General features: G+C 72.3%; 20 protein-coding genes. 13 read left to right on the top strand and 7 right to left on the bottom strand.

What is annotated here, in order from left to right; translation table 11 throughout:
• Positions 1 to 34: 34 nt before the first annotated feature.
• The 8 genes from rsmI (at position 35) to ACF07S_RS07525 (ending at position 10,754) form a co-directional block, all read left to right on the top strand.
• Complete coding sequence (gene rsmI, locus ACF07S_RS07560; protein ID WP_391963613.1) at positions 35 to 913, top strand: 16S rRNA (cytidine(1402)-2'-O)-methyltransferase; 879 nt, start codon at positions 35 to 37, stop codon at positions 911 to 913.
• A gap of 193 nt (positions 914 to 1,106) precedes the next feature.
• Positions 1,107 to 1,988, top strand: a complete 882-nt coding sequence (locus tag ACF07S_RS07555; RefSeq protein ID WP_391963612.1) for a TatD family hydrolase — start codon at positions 1,107 to 1,109, stop codon at positions 1,986 to 1,988.
• A gap of 109 nt (positions 1,989 to 2,097) precedes the next feature.
• Complete coding sequence (gene rsmA / locus ACF07S_RS07550) at positions 2,098 to 2,976, top strand: 16S rRNA (adenine(1518)-N(6)/adenine(1519)-N(6))-dimethyltransferase RsmA (RefSeq protein WP_391973667.1); 879 nt, start codon at positions 2,098 to 2,100, stop codon at positions 2,974 to 2,976.
• Positions 2,973 to 3,869: a 4-(cytidine 5'-diphospho)-2-C-methyl-D-erythritol kinase gene (locus ACF07S_RS07545; protein ID WP_391973666.1), complete on the top strand. Its 897-nt coding sequence runs from the start codon at positions 2,973 to 2,975 to the stop codon at positions 3,867 to 3,869. Before rsmA ends, ACF07S_RS07545 begins: the two co-directional genes overlap by 4 nt.
• 183 nt (positions 3,870 to 4,052) lie before the next feature.
• The gene (locus ACF07S_RS07540) at positions 4,053 to 5,867 is read left to right on the top strand and encodes an ABC-F family ATP-binding cassette domain-containing protein (protein ID WP_391963609.1); all 1,815 of its coding nucleotides are present in this window, start codon (positions 4,053 to 4,055) and stop codon (positions 5,865 to 5,867) included.
• A 243-nt stretch (positions 5,868 to 6,110) separates the two neighbouring features.
• Positions 6,111 to 7,892, top strand: coding sequence for a PQQ-binding-like beta-propeller repeat protein (locus tag ACF07S_RS07535; RefSeq protein ID WP_391963608.1), 1,782 nt, complete (start codon positions 6,111 to 6,113; stop codon positions 7,890 to 7,892).
• 85 nt (positions 7,893 to 7,977) lie between these two features.
• Positions 7,978 to 9,843, top strand: a complete 1,866-nt coding sequence (locus ACF07S_RS07530) for a PQQ-binding-like beta-propeller repeat protein (protein ID WP_391973665.1) — start codon at positions 7,978 to 7,980, stop codon at positions 9,841 to 9,843.
• A 239-nt stretch (positions 9,844 to 10,082) separates the two neighbouring features.
• A complete protein-coding gene (locus ACF07S_RS07525) occupies positions 10,083 to 10,754 on the top strand; it encodes a response regulator transcription factor (RefSeq protein WP_391963606.1) in 672 nt (223 codons plus the stop codon).
• Between the two features lie 318 nt (positions 10,755 to 11,072).
• On the opposite strand, the gene ACF07S_RS07520 is transcribed toward ACF07S_RS07525, so the two are convergent.
• Both ACF07S_RS07520 and ACF07S_RS07515 read right to left on the bottom strand, forming a co-directional pair.
• Positions 11,073 to 11,393, bottom strand: a complete 321-nt coding sequence (locus tag ACF07S_RS07520) for a hypothetical protein (RefSeq protein ID WP_391963605.1) — start codon at positions 11,391 to 11,393, stop codon at positions 11,073 to 11,075.
• Between the two features lie 21 nt (positions 11,394 to 11,414).
• Positions 11,415 to 13,094: a sodium:solute symporter family protein gene (locus tag ACF07S_RS07515; protein WP_391973664.1), complete on the bottom strand. Its 1,680-nt coding sequence runs from the start codon at positions 13,092 to 13,094 to the stop codon at positions 11,415 to 11,417.
• Positions 13,095 to 13,270: 176 nt separating this feature from the next.
• On the opposite strand from ACF07S_RS07515, the gene galT reads away from it, so the two are divergent.
• From galT to galK, 3 genes are read left to right on the top strand one after another with little or no spacing between them, the layout of a single operon-like run.
• Positions 13,271 to 14,332, top strand: a complete 1,062-nt coding sequence (galT, locus tag ACF07S_RS07510; protein ID WP_391963603.1) for a galactose-1-phosphate uridylyltransferase — start codon at positions 13,271 to 13,273, stop codon at positions 14,330 to 14,332.
• Complete coding sequence (gene galE / locus ACF07S_RS07505) at positions 14,329 to 15,291, top strand: UDP-glucose 4-epimerase GalE (RefSeq protein ID WP_391963602.1); 963 nt, start codon at positions 14,329 to 14,331, stop codon at positions 15,289 to 15,291. Before galT ends, galE begins: the two co-directional genes overlap by 4 nt.
• A 27-nt stretch (positions 15,292 to 15,318) precedes the next feature.
• Positions 15,319 to 16,491, top strand: coding sequence for a galactokinase (gene galK, locus ACF07S_RS07500; RefSeq protein ID WP_391973663.1), 1,173 nt, complete (start codon positions 15,319 to 15,321; stop codon positions 16,489 to 16,491).
• Between the two features lie 100 nt (positions 16,492 to 16,591).
• On the opposite strand, the gene ACF07S_RS07495 is transcribed toward galK, so the two are convergent.
• On the bottom strand, positions 16,592 to 17,047 hold the full coding sequence (locus tag ACF07S_RS07495; protein ID WP_391963932.1) for a GNAT family N-acetyltransferase: 456 nt from the start codon (positions 17,045 to 17,047) through the stop codon (positions 16,592 to 16,594).
• A 291-nt stretch (positions 17,048 to 17,338) separates the two neighbouring features.
• Between ACF07S_RS07495 and ACF07S_RS07490 the strand changes: the two genes are divergently transcribed.
• On the top strand, positions 17,339 to 18,106 hold the full coding sequence (locus tag ACF07S_RS07490; RefSeq protein ID WP_391973662.1) for a LuxR C-terminal-related transcriptional regulator: 768 nt from the start codon (positions 17,339 to 17,341) through the stop codon (positions 18,104 to 18,106).
• Here the strand turns inward: ACF07S_RS07490 and tamR are convergent.
• A complete protein-coding gene (gene tamR / locus ACF07S_RS07485) occupies positions 18,065 to 18,562 on the bottom strand; it encodes a MarR family transcriptional regulator TamR (protein WP_145872075.1) in 498 nt (165 codons plus the stop codon). The two genes, ACF07S_RS07490 and tamR, sit on opposite strands and share 42 nt — an antisense overlap.
• 118 nt (positions 18,563 to 18,680) lie before the next feature.
• Between tamR and ACF07S_RS07480 the strand changes: the two genes are divergently transcribed.
• The gene (locus ACF07S_RS07480; protein WP_391973661.1) at positions 18,681 to 19,505 is read left to right on the top strand and encodes a trans-aconitate 2-methyltransferase; all 825 of its coding nucleotides are present in this window, start codon (positions 18,681 to 18,683) and stop codon (positions 19,503 to 19,505) included.
• Between the two features lie 2 nt (positions 19,506 to 19,507).
• Here ACF07S_RS07480 and ACF07S_RS07475 read toward each other — a convergent pair whose 3' ends face one another.
• From ACF07S_RS07475 to ACF07S_RS07465, 3 genes are read right to left on the bottom strand one after another with little or no spacing between them, the layout of a single operon-like run.
• Positions 19,508 to 19,696: a hypothetical protein gene (locus tag ACF07S_RS07475; protein WP_391973660.1), complete on the bottom strand. Its 189-nt coding sequence runs from the start codon at positions 19,694 to 19,696 to the stop codon at positions 19,508 to 19,510.
• Positions 19,697 to 19,737: 41 nt separating this feature from the next.
• Complete coding sequence (locus ACF07S_RS07470) at positions 19,738 to 20,415, bottom strand: TetR family transcriptional regulator (protein WP_391963596.1); 678 nt, start codon at positions 20,413 to 20,415, stop codon at positions 19,738 to 19,740.
• Positions 20,412 to 21,425, bottom strand: a complete 1,014-nt coding sequence (locus tag ACF07S_RS07465) for an acyl-CoA desaturase (RefSeq protein ID WP_391973659.1) — start codon at positions 21,423 to 21,425, stop codon at positions 20,412 to 20,414. Before ACF07S_RS07465 ends, ACF07S_RS07470 begins: the two co-directional genes overlap by 4 nt.
• Positions 21,426 to 21,712: the final 287 nt, after the last annotated feature.

Here is a 21,712-nt window from a genome sequence, read left to right as displayed (position 1 = left end):
CCCTGCCTCCGTCTGGTACTGGAAGGATGGAGGCGTGACCGGAACCCTCGTACTCGCAGGCACCCCCATCGGCGACGTCTCCGACGCCCCGCCCCGGCTCGCCGAGGAACTGGCCGGCGCCGACGTCGTCGCCGCCGAGGACACCCGGCGGCTGCGGCGGCTGACCCAGGCGCTCGGCGTCACCCCCAAGGGGCGGGTCGTGTCGTACTTCGAGGGCAACGAGTCCGCCCGCACGCCCGAGCTGGTGGAGGAACTGGTGGGCGGCGCGCGCGTGCTGCTGGTGACGGACGCCGGGATGCCGTCCGTGTCCGACCCCGGGTACCGGCTGGTCGCCGCGGCCGTCGAGCGGGACGTCAGGGTCACCGCGGTGCCCGGGCCGTCCGCCGTGCTCACCGCGCTCGCCCTGTCCGGGCTGCCCGTGGACCGGTTCTGCTTCGAGGGGTTCCTGCCCCGCAAGGCGGGCGAGCGGCTGGGGCGGCTGCGCGAGGTGGCCGGGGAGCGGCGCACCCTCGTCTACTTCGAGGCCCCGCACCGGCTCGACGACACGCTCGCCGCGATGGCCGAGGTGTTCGGCGCGGAGCGCCGGGCCGCCGTCTGCCGGGAGCTGACCAAGACCTACGAGGAGGTCAGGCGGGGCCCGCTGGCCGAGCTGGCGGCGTGGGCGGCCGAGGGCGTGCGGGGGGAGATCACCGTGGTGGTCGAGGGCGCGCCGGAGAAGGGGCCCGAGGAGCTGGACGCCGCCGAGCTGGTGCGCCGGGTGCGGGTGCGCGAGGAGGCGGGGGAGCGCCGCAAGGAGGCGATCGCCGCGGTGGCGGCGGAAGCGGGGCTTCCCAAACGGCAGGTGTTCGACGCGGTGGTGGCGTCCAAGAATGCCGCCGGAGGTCCCGGTTCCGGGAGCGCCGTCCGTCCCTGAGGCGGTCACGTCGTGCGGATCACGCGGCCGGGGCGGGTCGCCTCGGCGGCCTCGGCGGCATCCGGCGCACCGGCCGCACCGGCCGCCTCCGCCGCATCGGCCGGGGAGCCGCGCCGCCGGCGTCTGTCCGGTCTGCCGCCGTCCTTCCACCGGGCGGGCCGAGACCCGGGGTGCTTTCCGTAGGATCGGGGGCATGCCTTCGAACGCCCCCGACAAGAACGCCGCCCCACCGCTCCCGGAACCCCTGCGGGTGCCGGTCGCGGACTCCCACACCCACCTCGACATGCAGTCCGGCACGGTCGGGGAGGCCCTCGCCAAGGCCGCGTCGGTGGGCGTGACGACGGTGGTGCAGGTCGGCTGCGACCTCAAGGGATCGCGGTGGGCGGCGGACACGGCGGCGGCGTACGACGCCGTCCACGCCACGGTGGCGCTGCACCCCAACGAGGCGCCGCGGATCGTCCACGGCGACCCCGAGGGCTGGTCCCGGCAGGGGGCGCGGGAGCCCGGCGGCGACGCGGGACTGGACGAGGCGCTCGCCGAGATCGACCGGCTGGCCGCACTGCCCCAGGTCAAGGGTGTCGGCGAGACCGGCCTCGACCACTTCCGCACCGGGCCCGAGGGCAAGGACGCGCAGGAGCGGTCCTTCCGCGCCCACATCGAGATCGCCAAACGGCACGGCAAGGCCCTGGTGATCCACGACCGCGACGCCCACGCCGACGTGCTGCGCGTGCTGAAGGAGGAGGGCGCCCCCGACCGCACCGTCTTCCACTGCTACTCGGGGGACGCGGAGATGGCGGAGATCTGCGCGCGCGCCGGCTACTTCATGTCCTTCGCCGGCAACGTCACCTTCAAGAACGCGCAGAACCTGCGGGACGCGCTCGCCGTGGCGCCCCTCGAGCTGGTCCTGGTGGAGACCGACGCGCCGTTCCTCACCCCCGCGCCCTACCGCGGGCGGCCCAACGCCCCCTACCTGGTGCCGGTCACGGTGCGCGCCATGGCGGCCGTGCGGGGCGTCGACGAGGACACCCTGGCCACGGCTCTCGGGGCGAACACGGCCCGCGCCTTCGGCTACTGAGGTCCCGGCGAGACCTCGCCGGGGTTCCGCCGAGGCCACCGGACCGGGCAGGTCCCTGCCGCCCCGTACCCCGGACCGGGCGGTCCCTGCCGCCCCGTACCCTTGTCCCGTGACCAGCCCCACCCCCGCCGCCCTCCTGGGCCCCGCCGACGTCCGTGAACTGGCGGCCGCCCTCGGCGTACGGCCCACCAAGCAGCGCGGCCAGAACTTCGTCATCGACGCCAACACGGTCCGCCGTATCGTCCGCACCGCCGAGGTCCGCCCCGACGACGTGGTCGTCGAGGTCGGCCCGGGGCTCGGCTCGCTCACGCTGGCACTGCTGGAGGCCGCCGACCGGGTCACCGCCGTGGAGATCGACGACATCCTCGCCGCCGCGCTGCCCGCCACCGTCGCGGCCCGGATGCCGGAGCGCGCCGAGCGGTTCGCGCTGGTCCACCGCGACGCGATGCACGTCACCGAACTGCCCGGCCCCGCCCCGACCGCGCTGGTCGCCAACCTCCCCTACAACGTGGCCGTCCCGGTGCTGCTGCACATGCTCGAGACCTTCCCGAGCATCGAGCGCACCCTCGTCATGGTCCAGGCGGAGGTGGCCGACCGCCTCGCCGCGCCGCCCGGCTCGAAGGTGTACGGCGTGCCCTCGGTCAAGGCCAACTGGTACGCGGAGGTCAAGCGGGCCGGGGCCATCGGACGCAACGTCTTCTGGCCCGCCCCCAACGTCGACAGCGGGCTGGTCTCGCTGGTCCGCCGCGCCGAGCCGCTGAGCACCGGCGCCTCCCGGCGCGAGGTGTTCGCCGTCGTCGACGCGGCCTTCGCCCAGCGCCGCAAGACCCTGCGGGCCGCGCTCGCCGGCTGGGCGGGCTCCGCGGCGGCGGCCGAGACCGCCCTGGTCGCGGCGGGCGTCTCGCCGCAGGCCCGGGGGGAGTCCCTGACCGTCGAGGAATTCGCGCGCATCGCCGAACACGCCCCGCACGAGGAGCCCGCCGCGTGAGCGTCACCGTCCGCGTCCCCGCCAAGGTCAACGTCCAGCTCGCGGTCGGCGCCGCCCGCCCCGACGGCTACCACGACCTGGCCAACGTCTTCCTCGCGGTCGGCCTGCACGACGAGGTCACCGTGACACCGTCCGCCGGCGGACTCCGGATCACCTGCGAGGGCCCCGGTGCCGGCCAGGTCCCCCTGGACCGTACGAACCTCGCGGCGCGCGCCGCCCTGGCGCTCGCCGAGCGGTACGGCCGGGACGCGGACGTGCACATCCACATCGCCAAGGACATTCCCGTCGCCGGCGGCATGGCGGGCGGCAGCGCGGACGGCGCCGGCGCGCTGGTCGCCTGCGACGCGCTGTGGGGCACGGGCGCCTCACGGGAGGAACTGCTCGGCATCTGCGCCGAGCTGGGCAGCGACGTGCCGTTCAGCCTGGTGGGAGGGGCGGCGCTGGGCACCGGCCGGGGCGAGAGGCTGACGGAGCTGGAGGTGGGCGGCACCTTCCACTGGGTGTTCGCGATGGCCTCGCGGGGGCTGTCCACCCCGGCCGTCTTCCGGGAGTTCGACCGGCTGGCGGAGGGCCGGGACATCCCCGGGCCGGTGGCCTCGCGGCCACTCCTCGACGCCCTCGCGAAGGGGGACGCGGAGGCGCTCGCCGCCACCGCCTCCAACGACCTCCAGCCGGCGGCGCTGTCGCTGTTCCCGGAGCTCGCCGGCACCCTCGAGGCGGGGCGTGCGGCGGGTGCCCTGGCCTCGCTGGTGTCCGGGTCGGGGCCGACCACGGCGTTCCTCGCGCGTGACGCGGAGTCGGCGGACGGGGTCGCCGCCGCCCTGCGGGCCTCGGGGACCTGCCGCACGGTGCGCGGGGCAGCGGGTCCGGTACCCGGGGCGACGGTCCTCTGAGGGACCGGGACCGCGTTTCGGCCGTGCCCGGGCCGACGGCGACCGCCGAAGCGGGAAGCCGGCCACAGGAGCGGCCCCTTCCCCGATCACATCATCACGGAGAGTGACGGTCTCCTCGCGTCCCGGCCGCTGTCGTCCAGGGCCTACGCTTGAAGGCTGATCGATCCCCCAGGCAGGAGTGAAATGGCCGTCAACCTGGTCAATGTCGAGAACGTCAGCAAGGTGTACGGCACGCGTGCCCTGCTCGACGGCATCTCCCTCGGCGTCTCCGAAGGGGACCGGATCGGGGTGGTCGGGCGCAACGGTGACGGCAAGACCACCCTCATCCGGATGCTCGCCCGCCTGGAGGAGGCCGACACCGGACGGGTCACCCACTCCGGCGGGCTGCGGCTCGGGGTGCTCACCCAGCACGACTCCCTCGACCCGGCGGCCACCGTCCGGCACGAGGTCATCGGGGACCTGGCCGACCACGAGTGGGCGGGGAACGCCAAGGTCCGCGACGTGCTGACCGGGCTGTTCGGCGGGCTCGACCTGCCCGGCTTCCCCAAGGGGCTGGACACCGTCATCGGGCCGCTGTCCGGTGGCGAGCGGCGCCGGATCGCGCTCGCCAAGCTGCTCATCGAGGAACAGGACCTGATCGTCCTCGACGAGCCCACCAACCACCTCGACGTCGAGGGCATCGCCTGGCTGGCCGAGCACCTGAGGACCCGCCGGTCCGCGCTCGTGTGCGTCACCCACGACCGCTGGTTCCTCGACCAGGTCTGCACCCGCATGTGGGACGTGCAGCGCGGCGACGTGTACGAGTACGAGGGCGGCTACTCCGACTACGTCTTCGCCCGCGCGGAGCGCGAGCGCATCGCCGCCACCGAGGAGGTCAAGCGGCAGAACCTGGTCCGCAAGGAGCTGGCCTGGCTGCGGCGCGGCGCCCCCGCGCGGACGTCCAAGCCGCGCTTCCGCGTCGAGGCCGCCAACGAGCTCATCAAGGACGTCCCGCCGCCCCGCGACAGCAGCGAACTGATGAAGTTCGCGTCGTCCCGGCTCGGCAAGACCGTCTTCGACCTGGAGGACATCACCGTCCAGGCCGGCCCCAAGGTGCTGCTCCGGCACGTCACCTGGCAGCTCGGGCCCGGCGACCGCGTCGGCCTGGTCGGCGTCAACGGCGCCGGGAAGACGTCGCTGCTGCGCGCGCTGGCGGAGGCGGCGAGGACCGAGGGGGAGACCCAGCCCGCGGCGGGCGGCATCCGCGTCGGCAAGACGGTCAGGCTCGCCTACCTCTCCCAGGAGGTCGCCGAACTCGACCCCACCTGGCGGGTGCTCCAGGCCGTGCAGCAGGTGCGCGAGCGCGTCGACCTCGGCAAGGGGCGCGAGATGACCGCCGGGCAGCTGTGCGAGACGTTCGGGTTCAGCAAGGAGAAGCAGTGGACGCCGGTCGGGGACCTGTCCGGCGGTGAGCGGCGGCGGCTGCAGCTGCTGCGGCTGCTGATGGACGAGCCCAACGTCCTCTTCCTCGACGAGCCCACCAACGACCTCGACATCGAGACCCTCACCCAGCTCGAGGACGTCCTCGACGGCTGGCCCGGCTCGATGATCGTCATCTCCCACGACCGGTTCTTCCTCGAGCGCACCACCGACCGGGTGTTCGCCCTCCTCGGCGACGGCACCCTGCGGATGCTGCCGCGCGGCATCGACGAGTACCTGGAGCGGCGCAGGCGGATGGAGGAGGCCGCCGCCGCGGCGGCCCCCGTCCCGGCCGCCGCGGCGCAGGGCACGGAGCCGGAGAGGAGCGCCGCCGACCAGCGCGCCGCGAAGAAGGAACTGCAGAAGGTCGAGCGTCAGTTGGACAAGATCTCCGAGAAGGAGACCAAGCTGCACGCCGCCATCGCCGAGAACGCCACCGACTTCGCGAAGGTGGCCGGACTCGACGCCGAACTGCGGGAGCTGACCGGCCGGCGGGAGGAACTGGAACTGCGCTGGCTGGAACTGGCGGAGGACGCCTGACCCGCGCGGATCCCTCCGCGCGCCCCCGTGTGGGGAGCGCGCGGCGCGTGGAGAGGGCGTGAAGGCGCGTAACGGGGGCATCACGAGCCGGTCCTCCCTTGGGAACAGGGTCGGACGCGACCCGGTGACGTGTCGGTGCCGGGTGATAGAAAGAGCCGTCTGAGCACTATATGAAGACGACTCTGGGTTCATCACGTACCTCAGGGCGTGGCTAAAAATCAGTGAGCAAGGGGGAACGCGCTGATGACTCAGCCGCCCAGCCAGCCGCCGCACGGTGGCTTCGGAGCGCCGCAGGATCCGCCGCCGGGCGGTGGGTTCGGGGCTCCGCAGACCCCGCCGCCTCCGCAGGGGCCGCCGTCCGGCGCGCCGCAGCCCGGGTACGGCTACCCGCAGCAGGCGCCGCAGCAGCCGGGACCGTACGGACAGCCGTCCGGACCGTACCCGTCGGGGCCCTACGGCCAGCCGCAGCAGCCGGGGCCCTACGGGCAGCCGGGGCCGTACGGGCAGCCGGGGTACGGCTACCCGCCGCAGCCGCAGTTCCCCGGGGCGCCCGGCACCCCGCCCGGCGGGTCCGGTTCCCGCAACCCCCTCAAGGGCAGGCCCGCCCTGGTCGCCGGCGCCGCGGTGGCCGCGCTGCTGGTGATCGGCGGCACGGTGTGGGCCGTCTCCGGTGACGACGCCGGGAAGGACAAGGAGCCCGTCGCCGGGCGGACCGACGACTCCGGGCCGGACACCTCCGGCGGCGCCCCGGTCAACCCGGGGGACGGCAGCGGCGACGGCGGCGAGGACCCGGAGAACCTCAACGAGGGCCGCAAGGCCGGCGAGTCCAAGGTGCTCTGGTACAAGGAGGCGCCCGACGCACCCGGTTCCGGCGCCGACGCCCCCGGCATGTGGATCACCGACAAGACGGCGGTGAAGGCGGCCTTCAAGGAGCTCTCCGCCTACAACGTCGGTGACGGCACGCCCGCCTGGGAGACCATCGCCTTCCCGCAGAAGATCTGCGCGGTCACCCAGGAGAAGACGTCCGACGACAAGGTCGTCGTCGCCTACATGAGCGGCAGCAGCGACCGCGCCAAGTGCAACCAGCTCCAGCTCGTCGACCTCGACACCGGTGAGAAGGGCTGGACGCAGGAGGTCGCCGACGGCGCCCTGTTCGACTCCGTGCTCTCCATCGAGATGACCCTCAGCGGCAACACGCTGATGGTGGGCCGCTCGCAGTCCGGCACGGCGTACGACGTGCGCACCGGCAAGAAGCTGTTCGACTCGAAGAAGTACGGCGACGCCTGCTTCCCCGCCGCCTTCGCGGGCGGCGGCGAGCGGCTGGTCCAGGTCGCGTCCTGCGGCGCCGGCGGCGACAACGAGCACGACGAGGTCCGGGAGCTCGACCCCACGACCGGCAAGGTCAAGTGGACCTACGCGTACGAGAAGGGCTGGCGGATCGAGCGGGCCTACTCCGTCGACCCGCTCGTCCTCTACAGCACCAAGGAGGGGGACGGCGACAAGAAGGTCTGGAACATCGCCGCCTTCACCGCCGGCGGCAAGGTGCGCTCGCAGGTCGCCGTCGACGAGAACTTCGCCCCCGGCTGCGGCTGGGCCATCCTCGCCCGCGACCTCCAGGGCTGCGAGGGCGTCGCCGTCGACGCGGACACCCTCTACCTGCCGACCGAGGCGACCACCGGGGCCAACGAGATCGTCGCGATCAGCCTCGACGACGGCAAGGAGAAGTGGCGGGAGAAGTCACCGGCGGAGGACTCGATACTGCCCATGAAGGTCGAGGGCGGCAACCTCATCGCCTACGTCGAGCCCTCGTACGACGCGGGCGGCCAGGTCGTCTCCCTCCCCGTCGGCGGCACCACCCACACGCCGGTCAAGCTGATGCAGAACCCGCAGGGCGTCGCGGACATCGAGAACGGCTTCTTCAGCAAGGCGATCGACTGGGTCGACGGCCGCTTCTACCTCTCCACCACCCGGCTGACCGGCAACGACGAGGCGAAGGAGAAGCTGATGCTCGCCTACGGCAAGTGAGGCGTCCGATCGCTTCCCCGCTCCACGTCGCCCGTCGCCCGTCGCATGTCGCCCGCCGTCCCCCGACCACCGAGGTACTCACGTCATGACCCAGCCGCCTCCGCCGCCCAACCAGCCTCCCCAGCAGCCCCAACAGCCGCAGCAGCCCGGATTCGGGCCGCCGCAGGGTTCCTCGCAGCCGCCGGCTCCTTCCGGCGGGCCCGATCTCGGCAAGGCGCCCCAGCCCGGGTACGGCTACCCGCAGGCCCCGCAGACGCCTCCGCCCGCACCGCCGTCCGCCCCGCAGGGGCCCGGGTACGGGTATCCGCAGCAGCCGCCGGCTCCGGCCGCCGGGTACGGGTATCCGGGTCAGCAGCCGGGACCGTACGGGCAGCCGCAGCAGCCGGGACCGTACGGCCAGCCGCAGCAGCCCGGGCCGTACGGGCAGCCCGGGTACGGGTATCCGCAGCCCGGGACCATGCCGATGCAGCCGCAGCCGGGGCAGCCCGGTGGCGGCGGGCGGCGGGGCAACGGACAGCTGGCCATCATCGTCTCCGCGGTCGTGGCCATCGCCCTGATCGTCGGCGGCGGCGTCTGGTACGCCACGTCCTCCGGCAAGGACGACGACAAGGGGACCACCGCGGAGTCCGGCGGCACCGGCGGCAAGGACGCCAAGAACGGCGGCGGCACCGGTGGCACGTCCTCCGGAGCCCGGGAGAAGGCCCCGGCCGACACCGCCTCCAAGGTGCTGTTCCAGGTGCCCGCGCCCAAGGTCCCCAAGGGCAGTACGACCATCGCCACCACCGGGTCCTGGCTGACCGACACGGTGTACGCCAAGAGCGGGATCGCCGAGATCGTCGGCTACGACCGTGCCAAGGGCACCGAGAAGTGGACGCTCGACCTTCCCGGACCGGTGTGCGAGGCCACCAGCCACGTCACCGAGGACAACAAGACGGCGATCGTCCACAAGCCGGCCATGCCGACCAAGGACGACCCCCAGTCCTGCACCCAGGTCGCGTTGATCGACCTGGAGGCGGGCGAGGAGGTGTGGTCGAAGACGGCCAAGACCGGCACGATGGAGATCAGCTTCAACAACGTCACCATCAGCGGGGGCACCGTCGCCGCGGGCAGCACCAGCGGCGGCGCCGCCTGGGAGGCCGCCTCCGGTAAGCAGCTGTGGGCGCCGAAGACCTCCGACGCCTGCTACGACTCCGGGTACGGCGGCGGCGAGAAGCTGGTCGCGGTGCGCAAGTGCGGTTCGTACGACCAGCGTCAGCTGCACATCCAGACCATCGACCCGAAGACCGGGAACGTGATCACCGAGTACAAGATGGACGAGGGCATCGAGTACGCGGGCATCGTGTCCACCGAACCGCTGGTCGTGGCCTCCGACGTCGGTGACTCCGCGGGTGACGGCAGCGGCATCTCGGACTTCTTCTCCATCGACAACAAGACCGGCAAGCTGCGCGCGCGCATCTCCGCGCCGGGCGAGGAGTTCTCGGCCCGCTGCGACATCATCACCAAGATCGAGAAGTGCAGCGGGCTCGTGGTCGGCAACGGCCGGCTGTACATCCCGACCGAGGAGCACGAGGGCACGGCCGAGTACAGCCAGACCAACGAGGTCGTGGCCTTCGACCTGTCGACGGGCAAGCAGACCGGTCAGCGTGCCGACGCGGGCGACGGCTACCAGGTCACCCCGCTGCGCATGGACGGCGGCAACGTGCTGGCGTACAAGCGCCCGCCCTACGACAAGGGCGGACAGATCGTGAGCATCGACGGGGCGTCCTTCGAGCAGACGACGCTGATGGAGAACCCGGCGACGAAGGCCGTGCGGGACGTGGAGACGCGGATGCTGCCGGACTACGCGGAGATCCTGTACGGACAGGGCGCTCTGTACATGTCGGGGGTGTACGCCAGTGACTTCTCGAGTTCGGACAAGGAGTACCTGGCGATCGCCTTTGGCACGGAGTGATCGTTCCCGCCTGTTGACCGTCACGGCCCCGTCCCTGCTCAGGGACGGGGCCGTGCGCGTACCGCTCATCATGCGCTCATCGCCGTCGAATGCGAGAATTTCGGTGATCCGGGGCGATTCTCGCCGGTAGGGGGAGCGCGACGTCGAACAAGCGTGTAGCTTCCGGGGGCATCCGCGGGGAGTCGGACCGGGGTGGCGGCGCACAGGGGGTGCGCGCGGTATGGGGGGTTGGTTGTTCGATGGGAGTGCGGCTGATGGTGGTCGACGACCACCGACTGCTCGCGGAGGCGCTGGCCTCGGCGTTGAAGCTGCGGGGGCACCGGGTGCTGGCGGCGGCGGCGCCGGCGGCGGGGGCGGCGGATCTGGTGATCAGCAGGGCGCCGGAGGTGTGTCTGCTGGGGACGGCGGCGCCGGCGGAACCGGGGACGTTCGATCCGGTGGTGAAGATCAAACGGGAGCGGCCGCAGGTGGCGGTGCTGGTGCTCGGCCCGGTGCCGTCGCCGCGGGGGATCGCGGCGGCCTTCGCGGCCGGGGCGTCGGGGTATGTGCGGCACGACGAGCGCATCGAGGGGGTCGAGCGGGCGATCGTGAAGGCGCGGGCGGGGGAGGCGGCGGTGGCGCCGCAGTTGCTGCAGGGGGCCTTCGGCGAGCTGCTGAATCCCGCGGCGCAGCCGGACGACGAGGGGCTGCGGCTGTTGCGGATGCTGACGCCCCGGGAGGTGGAGGTGCTGGTGCGGGTGGCCGACGGGGAGGACACCCGGTTGATCGCGGCGGGGATGGGCATCGCGCCGTCGACCGCGCGGACGCATGTGCAGCGGGTGTTGATGAAGCTGGGCGTGGGGTCCCGGCTGGAGGCGGCGGCGCTGGCGGCGCGGACGGGGCTGCTGGACCGGGCGGGGCCGATCGGCTGACGGCCGGCGGGCGGATGCCCGCGGCGCGGTGTCCGGTGCGGTGGGGGGGTGGGGGTGCGCGCAGCCCCTGCGGGTGGTGGGCGGACCGGGGCCGGGCCGGGGGGGTGTCCGTCCTCGGGCCGGCGTGGAATCGGCCGGTCGGAGGGGTACGGGCGCGCACGCGCCGGCCCCTGCGGGCGGACTCCTCCGCCCCGTCCCTCCGGTTCCGTCCCCTCCGCGCCGTACGCGGCCACAGCCGGCCGCCGCGGGCGGTCGTGCCGCCGGGCCGTGTGAACACCCCCGGCCCGCACCCGCACCGCGCCCGTCAGCGGCGTGCGGTCACCCGGTTCGCTCCTCCCGTCCGTCCGGCTGGACGTCCGGTGGCGGCGGCGCCGTCGGCCTCAGCTTCAGCCAGAGCAGGAACAGCAGGCCGAGGATCAGCATCCCCAGCCCCGTCCACAGGTTGATGTTGACGCCCTGGGCCTTGTCGATGTCGGCGTCGGACGCGGCGATCCCCGCGATCGTGACGATCACGCCGTACACGACGAACAGTCCGCCGATGATGCGCCGGATGTCGAAGAGGCGGGCCGCCGTGGCGGACTTGGTCTCCAGCTCGGAGATCTCCCGCTGGAGCTCACGCTCGGAGTAGTGCTCGGACATGGTTTCTCCATCCTCCCGCGGTCAGAACGAGAACGGGATGTAGCAGGCGGCGGCCAGGATCACCGCGCCCCAGCCGAGCAGGGCGGGCCTGCGGTACCAGGCGTCGTCGCCCTCGGCGGGCGGCTCCGCCATGCCGGGGGAGCGGGTGCCGTAGACCAGGCCCTGGAGCTCGTCGGCGGGCTTGGGGGCGGTGAAGAGGGACACCGCGACCATGACCACCGCGCCCGCCACGAAGCCCGCGATCGCGGAGACGAAGTTGGCGCCCTGGTCGGTGGGGATGTCGACGAGGCCCTGCTTGTAGATCCAGAAGTAGTTCACCATCGCCGCGGTGGTGCCCGCGATCAGGCCCCAGAACCCGGACTTCATGGACGCGCGCTTCCAGAACATGCCGATGATGAAGACCACGAACATCGGCACGTTGAAGAAGGAGAACAGCGTCTGGAGGTAGCTCATGATGTTGGAGAACGAGGACGCCAGGAACGCCGTGCCGATGGAGGCGAGGACACCGATCGCGGTGATCAGACGGCCGAAGCGGACGTAGTACGCGTCCTCGCGGTGCTTCACCACGTACTTCGCCCAGATGTCGGTGGTGAAGACGGTGTTGAAGGAGGAGATGTTGGCCGCCATGCCCGCCATGAACGCGGCCAGCAGGCCGGTGACGGCGATGCCCAGGACACCGTTGGGCAGGAGCTGTTCCATCAGGTAGGGGATGGCGTCGTTGTACTGCAGGTCCGAGCCGGAGGTGCCGATCCTGGGCACGAGCACGGCGGCGACCAGGCCCGGGATCATCACCAGGAAGACGATGAAGATCTTCGGGAACGCGGCGATGAGCGGGGTGCGCTGGGCCGCCGACAGGTTCCTGGCGGACAGGGCGCGCTGCACCTCGGCGAAGTTGGTCGTCCAGTAGCCGAAGGAGAGGACGAAGCCGAGGCCGAGGACGATGGTCAGCCAGTTGGCGCCGAGCGGGTTGTCGCTGCCGATGCCGGTGCCGCCCCAGGACGTCATGAAGTCGCCGCCGCGCGACTCGGTCAGGGAGTCGGACAGGCCGTCCCAGCCGCCGACGCTCTTCAGGCCCAGCACCGTGATCGGGATGAGCGCGGCGAGGATGACGAAGAACTGCAGGACCTCGTTGTAGATCGCCGAGGACAGGCCGCCCAGGGTGATGTACGCCAGGACGAAGAAGCCCGCGACGACGATCGCCACCCACTGCGGCCAGCCCAGGAGCGCCTCGACCACGATCGCCAGGGCGTAGAGGTTCACGCCGGCGATCAGGATGGCGGCCGCGGCGAAGAGGAACGAGCTGAGCAGGTGGGCCGGCTTGTCGAAGCGCAGGAGGAGGAACTCGGGGACCGAGCGGACCTTGGAGCCGTAGTAGAACGGCATCATCACCAGGCCCAGGAAGACCATGGCCGGGATGGCGCCGATCCAGTACCAGTGCGTGGTGTAGACGCCGTACTGCGCGCTGTTGGCGGCCATGCCGAGGATCTCGGTGGCCCCGAGGTTGGCCGCGATGAACGCGAGCCCGGTGACCCAGGCGGGCAGGGAGCGGCCGGAGAGGAAGAAGTCGAGGCTGGTCTTGACCGACCGGCGGGCCGCGAAACCGATGCCCAGCACGACGACGAAGTAGATCCCGAGGATCGTGTAGTCCAGCCAGTTGGTGGGGAGTCGAAGCTCTGCAGATAGATATGTGGGGGTTTGCATAAGCACTCGCTTCATTCGCGAACTGATCCGGTGCGGAACCTATGCCTCTGTGTTCAGTAACTGAACACTTTCGCTGGTGTTCTTTGTTTGATTGTGATCAAGCAGCTCCTTTGGTGAGTTGTGGCGTGTTATGTTTGGTTGTGTTGAGTGACTGGCGGGTGTGGAGGAGTGCGGCAGTGAAGAAGACCTCGACCCGGCTGGCCGACGGCCGCGAGCTCGTCTACTACGACCTCGGCGACGACACCGTGCGGGAGGCCGCCGACCGCCGTCCGCTGGACGCCACCGTCACCACGTCCGAGATCCGCCGCGATCCGCTGCTGGGCGACTCCGTGGCCGTCGCCTCCCACCGGCAGGGGCGCACGTACCACCCGCCGGCCGACGAATGCCCCCTGTGCCCCTCCGAGGGCGACCGGCTGAGCGAGATCCCGGACTCGTCGTACGACGTGGCCGTCTTCGAGAACCGTTTCCCCTCGCTGGCCGGGGACGCGGGCCGGTGCGAGGTCGTCTGCTTCACCTCCGACCACGACGCCTCCTTCGCCGACCTGAGCGAGCCGCAGGCCCGGCTGGTCCTGGAGGCGTGGACGGACCGGACCTCCGAACTGTCCCATCTGGCCTCCGTCGAACAGGTGTTCTGCTTCGAGAACCGCGGTGCCGAGATCGGCGTCACCCTCCAGCACCCGCACGGGCAGATCTACGCCTACCCCTTCACCACCCCGCGCACCGCCCTGACGCTGCGCCAAGTGGCCGCCCACAAGGAGGCGACCGGCGGGGAGAACCTGTTCGACGCCGTGCTGGAGCGGGAACTGGCCGGCGAGCGGATCGTCCTTGAGGGTGAACACTGGGTCGCCTTCGTGCCGTACGCGGCGCACTGGCCCTACGAGGTCCACCTGTACCCCAGGCGCCGCGTGCCCGACCTGCTCGGCCTGGACGAGGCGGCGCGCGCGGAGTTCCCCCGGGTCTACCTGGAACTCCTGCGGCGCTTCGACCGGATCTTCGGCGAAGGCGAGCCCCCGACCCCGTACATCGCGGCCTGGCACCAGGCCCCGTTCGGGCAGCTGGAGGAGTTCGACGGGGTGACGCGCGACGACTTCGCGCTGCACCTGGAGCTTTTCACCATCCGCCGCACGTCCGGCAAGCTGAAGTTCCTCGCGGGCTCCGAATCCGGCATGAACGTGTTCATCAACGACGTGCCGCCGGAGCGCGCGGCCGAGCGACTGCGGGAGGTAGCGAGTTCATGAGCGGGAAATACCTGGTCACCGGGGGCGCGGGGTACGTCGGCGGCGTCGTGGCCCGGCATCTGGTCGAAGCCGGTCACGAGGTCGTCGTGCTCGACAACCTCTCCACCGGGTTCCGGGAGGGCGTCCCCGCGGGGGCGTCGTTCATCGAGGGCGACATCCGGGATGCCGCCAAGTGGCTGGACTCCTCGTACGACGGCGTACTGCACTTCGCCGCCTTCTCGCAGGTCGGCGAGTCGGTGGTGAAGCCTGAGAAGTACTGGGACAACAACGTCGGCGGCACCATGGCGCTGCTCGGCGCGATGCGCGAGGCGGGCGTGCGCCGGCTGGTGTTCTCCTCCACGGCCGCGACGTACGGCGAGCCGGAGCAGGTCCCGATCGTCGAGTCCGCCCCGACCCGTCCGACCAACCCCTACGGCGCCTCCAAGCTCGCCGTCGACCACATGATCACCGGTGAGGCGGCGGCGCACGGCCTCGGCGCGGTCTCGCTGCGCTACTTCAACGTGGCCGGCGCGTACGGGGAGCACGGCGAGCGTCACGACCCCGAGTCGCACCTCATCCCGCTCGTGCTGCAGGTCGCCCAGGGCCGGCGCGACGCGATCTCCGTCTACGGCGACGACTACCCGACGCCGGACGGCACCTGCGTGCGCGACTACATCCACGTCGCCGACCTGGCCGAGGCCCACCTGCTGGCGCTGCGGGCCGCCGCGCCGGGCGAGCACCTGATCTGCAACCTCGGCAACGGCAGCGGCTTCTCCGTCCGCGAGGTCATCGAGACGGTCCGCCGGGTCACCGGCCACCCGGTCCCCGAGGTCGTGGCCCCCCGCCGGGGCGGCGACCCGGCGGCCCTGGTGGCGTCGGCCGCCACCGCCCGCGAGAAGCTGGGCTGGAACCCGTCGCGCACGGACCTCGCGGGGATCGTCGCCGACGCGTGGGAGTTCGCGCAGCAGCGCGCCAAGTAGAACGTGACGAAGGGTCAGGGTCAGGGCATGAGCGAGTCCAGCGAGGCCGTCGCGGCGTCCGTCGCCGAGCGGTTCGAGCAGTTGTACGGGGGTGCCCCCGACGGGGTGTGGGCGGCACCGGGCCGGGTCAACCTCATCGGCGAGCACACCGACTACAACGACGGCTTCGTCATGCCGTTCGCCCTGCCGCACAACGTCGTCGCGGCCGTCGCGCGCCGCGACGACGGCGTCCTCAGGCTGCACTCCGCCGGCGTGGACGGCCCCGTGGTGAACCTGACGGTGGACGCCCTCGCCCCCCAGTCCGACAAGCGGTGGACCGCCTACCCGGCGGGCGTGGTCTGGGCCCTGCGCGAGGCCGGGCACCCGGTGACCGGCGCGGACGTCCACCTCGCCTCGACCGTGCCGCCCGGCGCCGGCCTGTCGTCCTCCGCGGCCCTGGAGGTCGTCGTCGCGCTCGCGCTGAACGACCTGTTCGGCCTGGGGCTGCGCGGCTGGCAGCTGGCCCGCCTGTGCCAGCGCGCGGAGAACGTCTACGTCGGCGCCCCCGTCGGCATCATGGACCAGACCGCCTCGGCCTGCTGCGAGGCCGGGCACGCCCTGTTCCTCGACACCCGCGACCTCGCCCAGCGGCAGATCCCCTTCGACCTGTCCGCCGAGGGCATGCGGCTGCTCGTCGTCGACACCCAGGTCAAGCACAGCCACAGCGAGGGCGAGTACGGCAGGCGCCGCGAGGGCTGCGAGAAGGGCGCGGCCCTGCTGGGCGTCGACGCCCTGCGCGACATCCCCTTCGGCGAACTGGACACGGCGCTGCGGCGGCTGGGCGACGAGGAGGAGGTGCGCCGGCTGGTCCGCCACGTGGTGACGGAGGACGAGCGGGTCGAGCGGGTGGTGTCCCTGCTGGAGGCCGGCGACACCCGCGCGATCGGACCGGTGCTGGTCGAGGGCCACGCCTCCCTGCGCGACGACTTCCGCGTCTCCTGCCCCGAACTCGACCTGGTGGTGGACACGGCGGTGGCGGCGGGCGCGCTCGGCGCCCGGATGACCGGCGGCGGCTTCGGCGGCTCGGCCATCGTCCTGGCGGAGGAGCCGGACGTCCCCGCCGTCACCAAGGCGGTCGAGGAGGCCTTCGCGGCGGCCGGCCTCAAGACCCCACGGGTCTTCGAGGCGGTGCCCGCGGCGGGCGCACGCCGCCTGCGCTGAGCCCGCCGTGCCGCCGCGGAACCCCCGCGGCGGCACGGCACCCCGCGCGGCGGGGTCCGCCGGTTCCGGCGGGGCCCGGCCGTGTGCCCGGCCCTGCCGGTCAGAGCAGCCGCTTCGTCAGGGTGTACTCCGTGACGCCCGGCGGATAGTCGGGGATCACGCAGACCACCTCGTAGCCGTGCCGCCGGTAGAACCCCGGGGCCTGGAAGTCCCAGGTCTCCAGGCGGGAGGCCGTGCAGCCGCGCTCGGCGGAGGCGACGCGCTCCGCCTCCGCCAGCAGCCGTGAGCCGAGACCCGCTCCCCGGTGGCGTCCGTCGACCCAGAGAAGGGTGACGTGCAGCCAGGCCGTCCAGGTGTGGCCGACCAGGCCGCCGGCCAGGTCACCGTTGGCATCCGACGCCCACACGTGCAGAGGCGACTCGCGTTCGCCGGGGGTTCCGCGCAGGGAGCGCAGGACCGCGGAGGCGGCCGTGTTGGTGTCCCGCAGCCGCCTGCGGAGCAGATCACGTCGGGCTTTGTCGACTTCTGTCTCAAGACGAAACATGCGGCACACCATAAACGCGTAAGGCCACAAGTTCTGCACATCACCTTCCGCTCCCGGCCCCCGCCCGTACTCTGAAGGACAGTGCCGGTGGGGGCCGGCACCGTTCAGAGGGCGAGACGGCCGGGTACGACGTCCGGGGCGGGGTGGCGGTCGTCGCACGGCGGCGGCCGTGCGGCCGCGGCGACCCGTCCCACGTCCGGTGAGTGAAGTGACAAGGGCCTCGGCGTCGTACCCGCGCCGGTGCCGTCCTCCGACGAAGGGGCAGATCCCCAGCTCCGTGAGGAGCTCGGGGAAGGGGGTTTCGTGGTTCGCATTCGAGTCCTGGTCGTCGACGACCACCGCATCTTCGCCGAGTCGCTGGCCGCGGCCCTGGCCGCCGAGCCCGACGTCGACGTGTCCGCGGCGGGCAGCGGCCCGGCCGCGCTGCGCTGTCTGGAGCGGGCGGCCGCCGAGGGACGGCGGTTCGACGTGCTGCTCGTCGACGCCGACCTGGGCGGCAAGGTGCCGGGCGGCCGGCCGGCCGCACCCGTGCAGGCCGGCGACGAGGACGGGCTCGTCGACGGGATGTCACTGGTCACCGGGGTGCACTCGACGCAGCCCCAGGTGCGCATCGTGGTCCTCGCCGAGAAGGACGACGCGGGCCGGGCCGCGCTCGCCCTGCAGGCGGGCGCCTCCGGCTGGGTGGCCAAGGACTGCTCGCTGAACCGGCTGCTCAGCGTCATCCGCGGGGTGCTGCGCGACGAGACGCACCTGCCGCCCGCCCTGCTCACCGGCGTGCTGCGCGAACTGACCGCCGCCCGCAGGCACCGCACCGAGAGCGAGCGGCTGGTGGAGTCCCTGACCCCGCGGGAGCGGGAGGTGCTGCGGTGCATGGTGGCGGGACTGGGGCGCAAGGCCGTCGCCGAGCGCCTGTACCTGTCCCCGCACACCGTGCGGACGCACATGCAGAACGTCCTCGGGAAACTGGGTGTGCACTCCACCCTGGCCGCCGTGGCGCTCGCCCGGCGGGCGGGGGTCGGCCCCGTCGACCTATCCGGGGATGTTGTCGAACGGGGCGGTCAGCTGGCGTAGGAGCCCCGCCAGCTCGCCCCGCTGGGCGCGGGTGAGTTCCGCGAGGATCGCCCGCTCCTGGTCCAGCAGCCCGGCCAGCGCCTGGTCGGCGCGGTCGCGGCCCTCGTCCGTGAGGCGGACCAGGACACCGCGCCGGTCACTGGGGTCGGGCAGCCGTTCCACCAGGCCCTTCTTGGCGAGCCGGTCGATGCGGTTGGTCATCGTGCCCGAGGTGACGAGCGTCTGCGTGAGGAGCTGACCCGGCGAGAGCTGGTACGGGGTGCCCGCGCGGCGCAGCGCGGTCAGGACGTCGAACTCCCACGACTCCAGGCCGTGCTCGGCGAAGGCGAGCCGCCGCGCCCGGTCCAGGTGCCGGGCCAGCCTGCTCACCCGGCTGAGCACCTCGAGCGGTTCCACGTCGAGGTCAGGGCGCTCCCGGCGCCACGCTGCGACCAGCCGATCGACCTCGTCCTCCATGGTGATCAGTGTAGTGGTTGTGTCGATGTGAAGTCTCTTGACGTCAAGCATCTTGCCGTCGAGAAGAGGAGGGGGTGAAGCTGGGTACCCGTCCCCCAGCACCGCACCGGGAGGCTCCATGTCCGCGGCCGCCGCCAACCCCACCTGGGACCCCGCCCAGTACCTGCGTCACGCCGGTCACCGCACCCGGCCCTTCACCGACCTCCTCGCCCGCGTCCCGGAACTCCCCGGCGACCCGCCCCGCATCGCCGACCTCGGCTGCGGCGCGGGCAACGTCACCGCGCTGCTCGCGGGGCGCTGGCCCACCGCCCGCGTCACCGGCTACGACAATTCCCCCGAGATGCTCGACAGGGCCCGCGCCGACCACGAGGGCCCGACGGCCGGGGGCGGCCGGCTCGACTTCGCCCGGGCCGACATCCGCACCTGGACGCCCGGGGAGCAGGACGACCTGATCGTCAGCAACGCCACGCTGCACTGGGTACCGGGGCACGCGGAGCGGTTCGTCGACTGGATCGCCGCACTCGCGCCCGGCGGCACCCTCGCCTTCCAGGTGCCCGGCAACTTCGACGCCCCCAGCCACGTGCTGCTGCGCGAACTGGCCGCCGCCCCCCGCCGGCGCGACCGCCTGGACGGCGTCCTGCGCCACGAGGGGGCGGTGCTCCGGCCCGAGGCCTACCTGGAACGGCTGACCGCCCTGGGATGCGCGACGGACGCGTGGGAGACGACGTACGTCCATCTGCTGGAGGGCGAGGACCCGGTCCTGGACTGGGTCGGGGGGACGGCACTGCGGCCCGTCCTGGACGCCCTCGCCGGCGATCCCGGGGCGCGGGAGGAGTTCGTCGCCGAATACCGCACGGCCCTGCGCGCCGCCTACCCGCCCGGCGCCCACGGCACCCCGTACCCCTTCCGCCGCGTCTTCGCGGTCGCACGCAAGAAGGGCTGAGGTCAGGGGGTGCGGCCCAGGCGGGAGACGAGGATGTGGATCACGCCGTCGCCGGTCCTCACCCGCGGCGACACGAGCAGCGCGGCCACCTGCCCGCGACCGGCGAGCCCGAGGGCCCCGCGGCCGCGGGCCGCGCCCCGCACGAGGTCACCGAGCCGGGCACGGGCCGCGCCGACCGTGATCCCGGCCATGCGCGCACGACGGCACGGGAGGAATCCAGTGCGCCACCGGCTCAGGACTTCCGGTGGCCTATCAGACGCGGCCTGGCCTCCAGGCCGTCCAGGCCGTGCCAGGCCAGGTTGACCAGGTGGGCCGCCACCTCCGCCTTCTTCGGCTTGCGGACGTCCAGCCACCACTGACCGGTCAGCGCCACCATCCCGACCAGCGCCTGCGCGTACAGCGGGGCCAGCTTGGGATCAAAACCGCGGCTCTTGAACTCACGGCCCAGGATGTCCTCCACCTGCGTGGCGATGTCCGAGATCAGGGAGGCGAAGGAGCCCGTCGACTGCGGAATGGGGGAGTCACGGACCAGGATGCGGAAACCGTCCGTGTACTCCTCGATGTAGTCCAGCAGCGCGAACGCGGCCTGCTCGCACAGCTCACGCGGATGACCGGCCGTCAGCGAACCGGTCACCATGTCCAGCAGCCGCCGCATCTCACGGTCCACCACCACCGCGTACAGCCCCTCCTTGCCGCCGAAGTGCTCGTACACCACCGGCTTGGAGACCCCGGCCTTCGCCGCGATCTCCTCCACCGACGTGCCCTCGAAACCCTTCGTCGCGAACAGGGTGCGGCCGATCTCCAGCAACTGCTGGCGACGCTCCGCACCGGTCATCCGGGTGCGACGGACACGCCGCGGCCTGTCATTGCTCGGGGTGCTGCTGGAGTCGGTCGCCACACCGACCATCATGCCGCCTCGACGGCCTCCGACCCCTGCCGGGAGCCGCCTTCCACGGTGGTGCGGCGCGAATCGATACGGGAGCGTGACGGCCACCGCACGTCGTACGCCCAGCCCAGCTGCTCGAACCAGCGGATCAGACGGGCACTGGAATCCAGCTGCCACCGCTCCACACCGTGCCGCGCGGAGGTCGGATCGGCGTGGTGCAGGTTGTGCCAGGACTCACCGCAGGACAGGATCGCCAGCCACCACACGTTGCCCGAGCGGTCCCGCGACTTGAAGGGGCGCTTGCCGACCGCGTGGCAGATCGAGTTGATCGACCACGTCACGTGGTGCAGCAACGCCACCCGCACGAGCGAACCCCAGAAGAAACCCGTGAACGCGCCCCACCAGGACATCGTGACCAGGCCGCCGATCAGCGCGGGCAGCACCAGCGACAGCCCCGCCCACAGGACGAACTGGCGGGAGATCGCGCGCAGCGCCGGGTCCTTGATGAGATCCGGCGCGTACTTCTCCTGCGGCGTCTGCTCCTCGTCGAACATCCAGCCGATGTGCGCCCACCACAGACCCTTCATCAGCGCCGGCACCGTCTCCCCGAACCGCCACGGCGAATGCGGGTCGCCCTCGGCGTCGGAGAACTTGTGGTGCTTGCGGTGATCGGCCACCCAGCGCACCAGCGGACCCTCGATGGCCATCGACCCGGCGATCGCCAGCGCGATCTTCAACGGCCGCTTCGCCTTGAACGAACCGTGCGTGAAGTGGCGGTGGAAACCGATCGTGATGCCGTGGCAGCCGAGGTAGTAGAAGAACACCAGCAGACCGAGGTCGAGCCAGCTCACCCCCCAGCCCCACGCCAGCGGCACCGCCGCGAGCAGCGCGAGGAAGGGGACGGTGATGAAGAGGAGCAGGGTGATCTGCTCGATGGAGCGCTTGCGCTCACCGCCCAGCGTCGCGGCGGGCACGGCGTCGTCGGTGCGAGGTTGCTTCGGGGCTTCATCGAGCACATCGGAGCGTGAGGTCATGCGGTTTCCCATGGGGTATGAGGACTGGGGACGGGTGCCGGGCCGCCGGAACCGCACGGCTTCCTACGGTTCCGTAACCTACGGCAACGTAAGTATGTCAGCGCGTCGTCCGGCGGCAAGAGCCCGTCGGCCTCCGCGCCCGGGGCGACACCTATCCTTGAAGTCGGTCGGACAGCGCGGTCCGCTCTGATTTCCTCCCGGACGTCCGGCCCGCATGTGGCACACGCCGCGCGGGACGCCGTACGGGTTCCCTCCCAGACGAGCTTCAACACTGCAAGGAGCCGCAC

The sequence above is a fragment of the Streptomyces sp. NPDC016640 genome, assembly GCF_043076215.1.
GTDB lineage: Bacteria > Actinomycetota > Actinomycetes > Streptomycetales > Streptomycetaceae > Streptomyces.
This window is presented reverse-complemented; position numbering and strand designations above follow the sequence as displayed.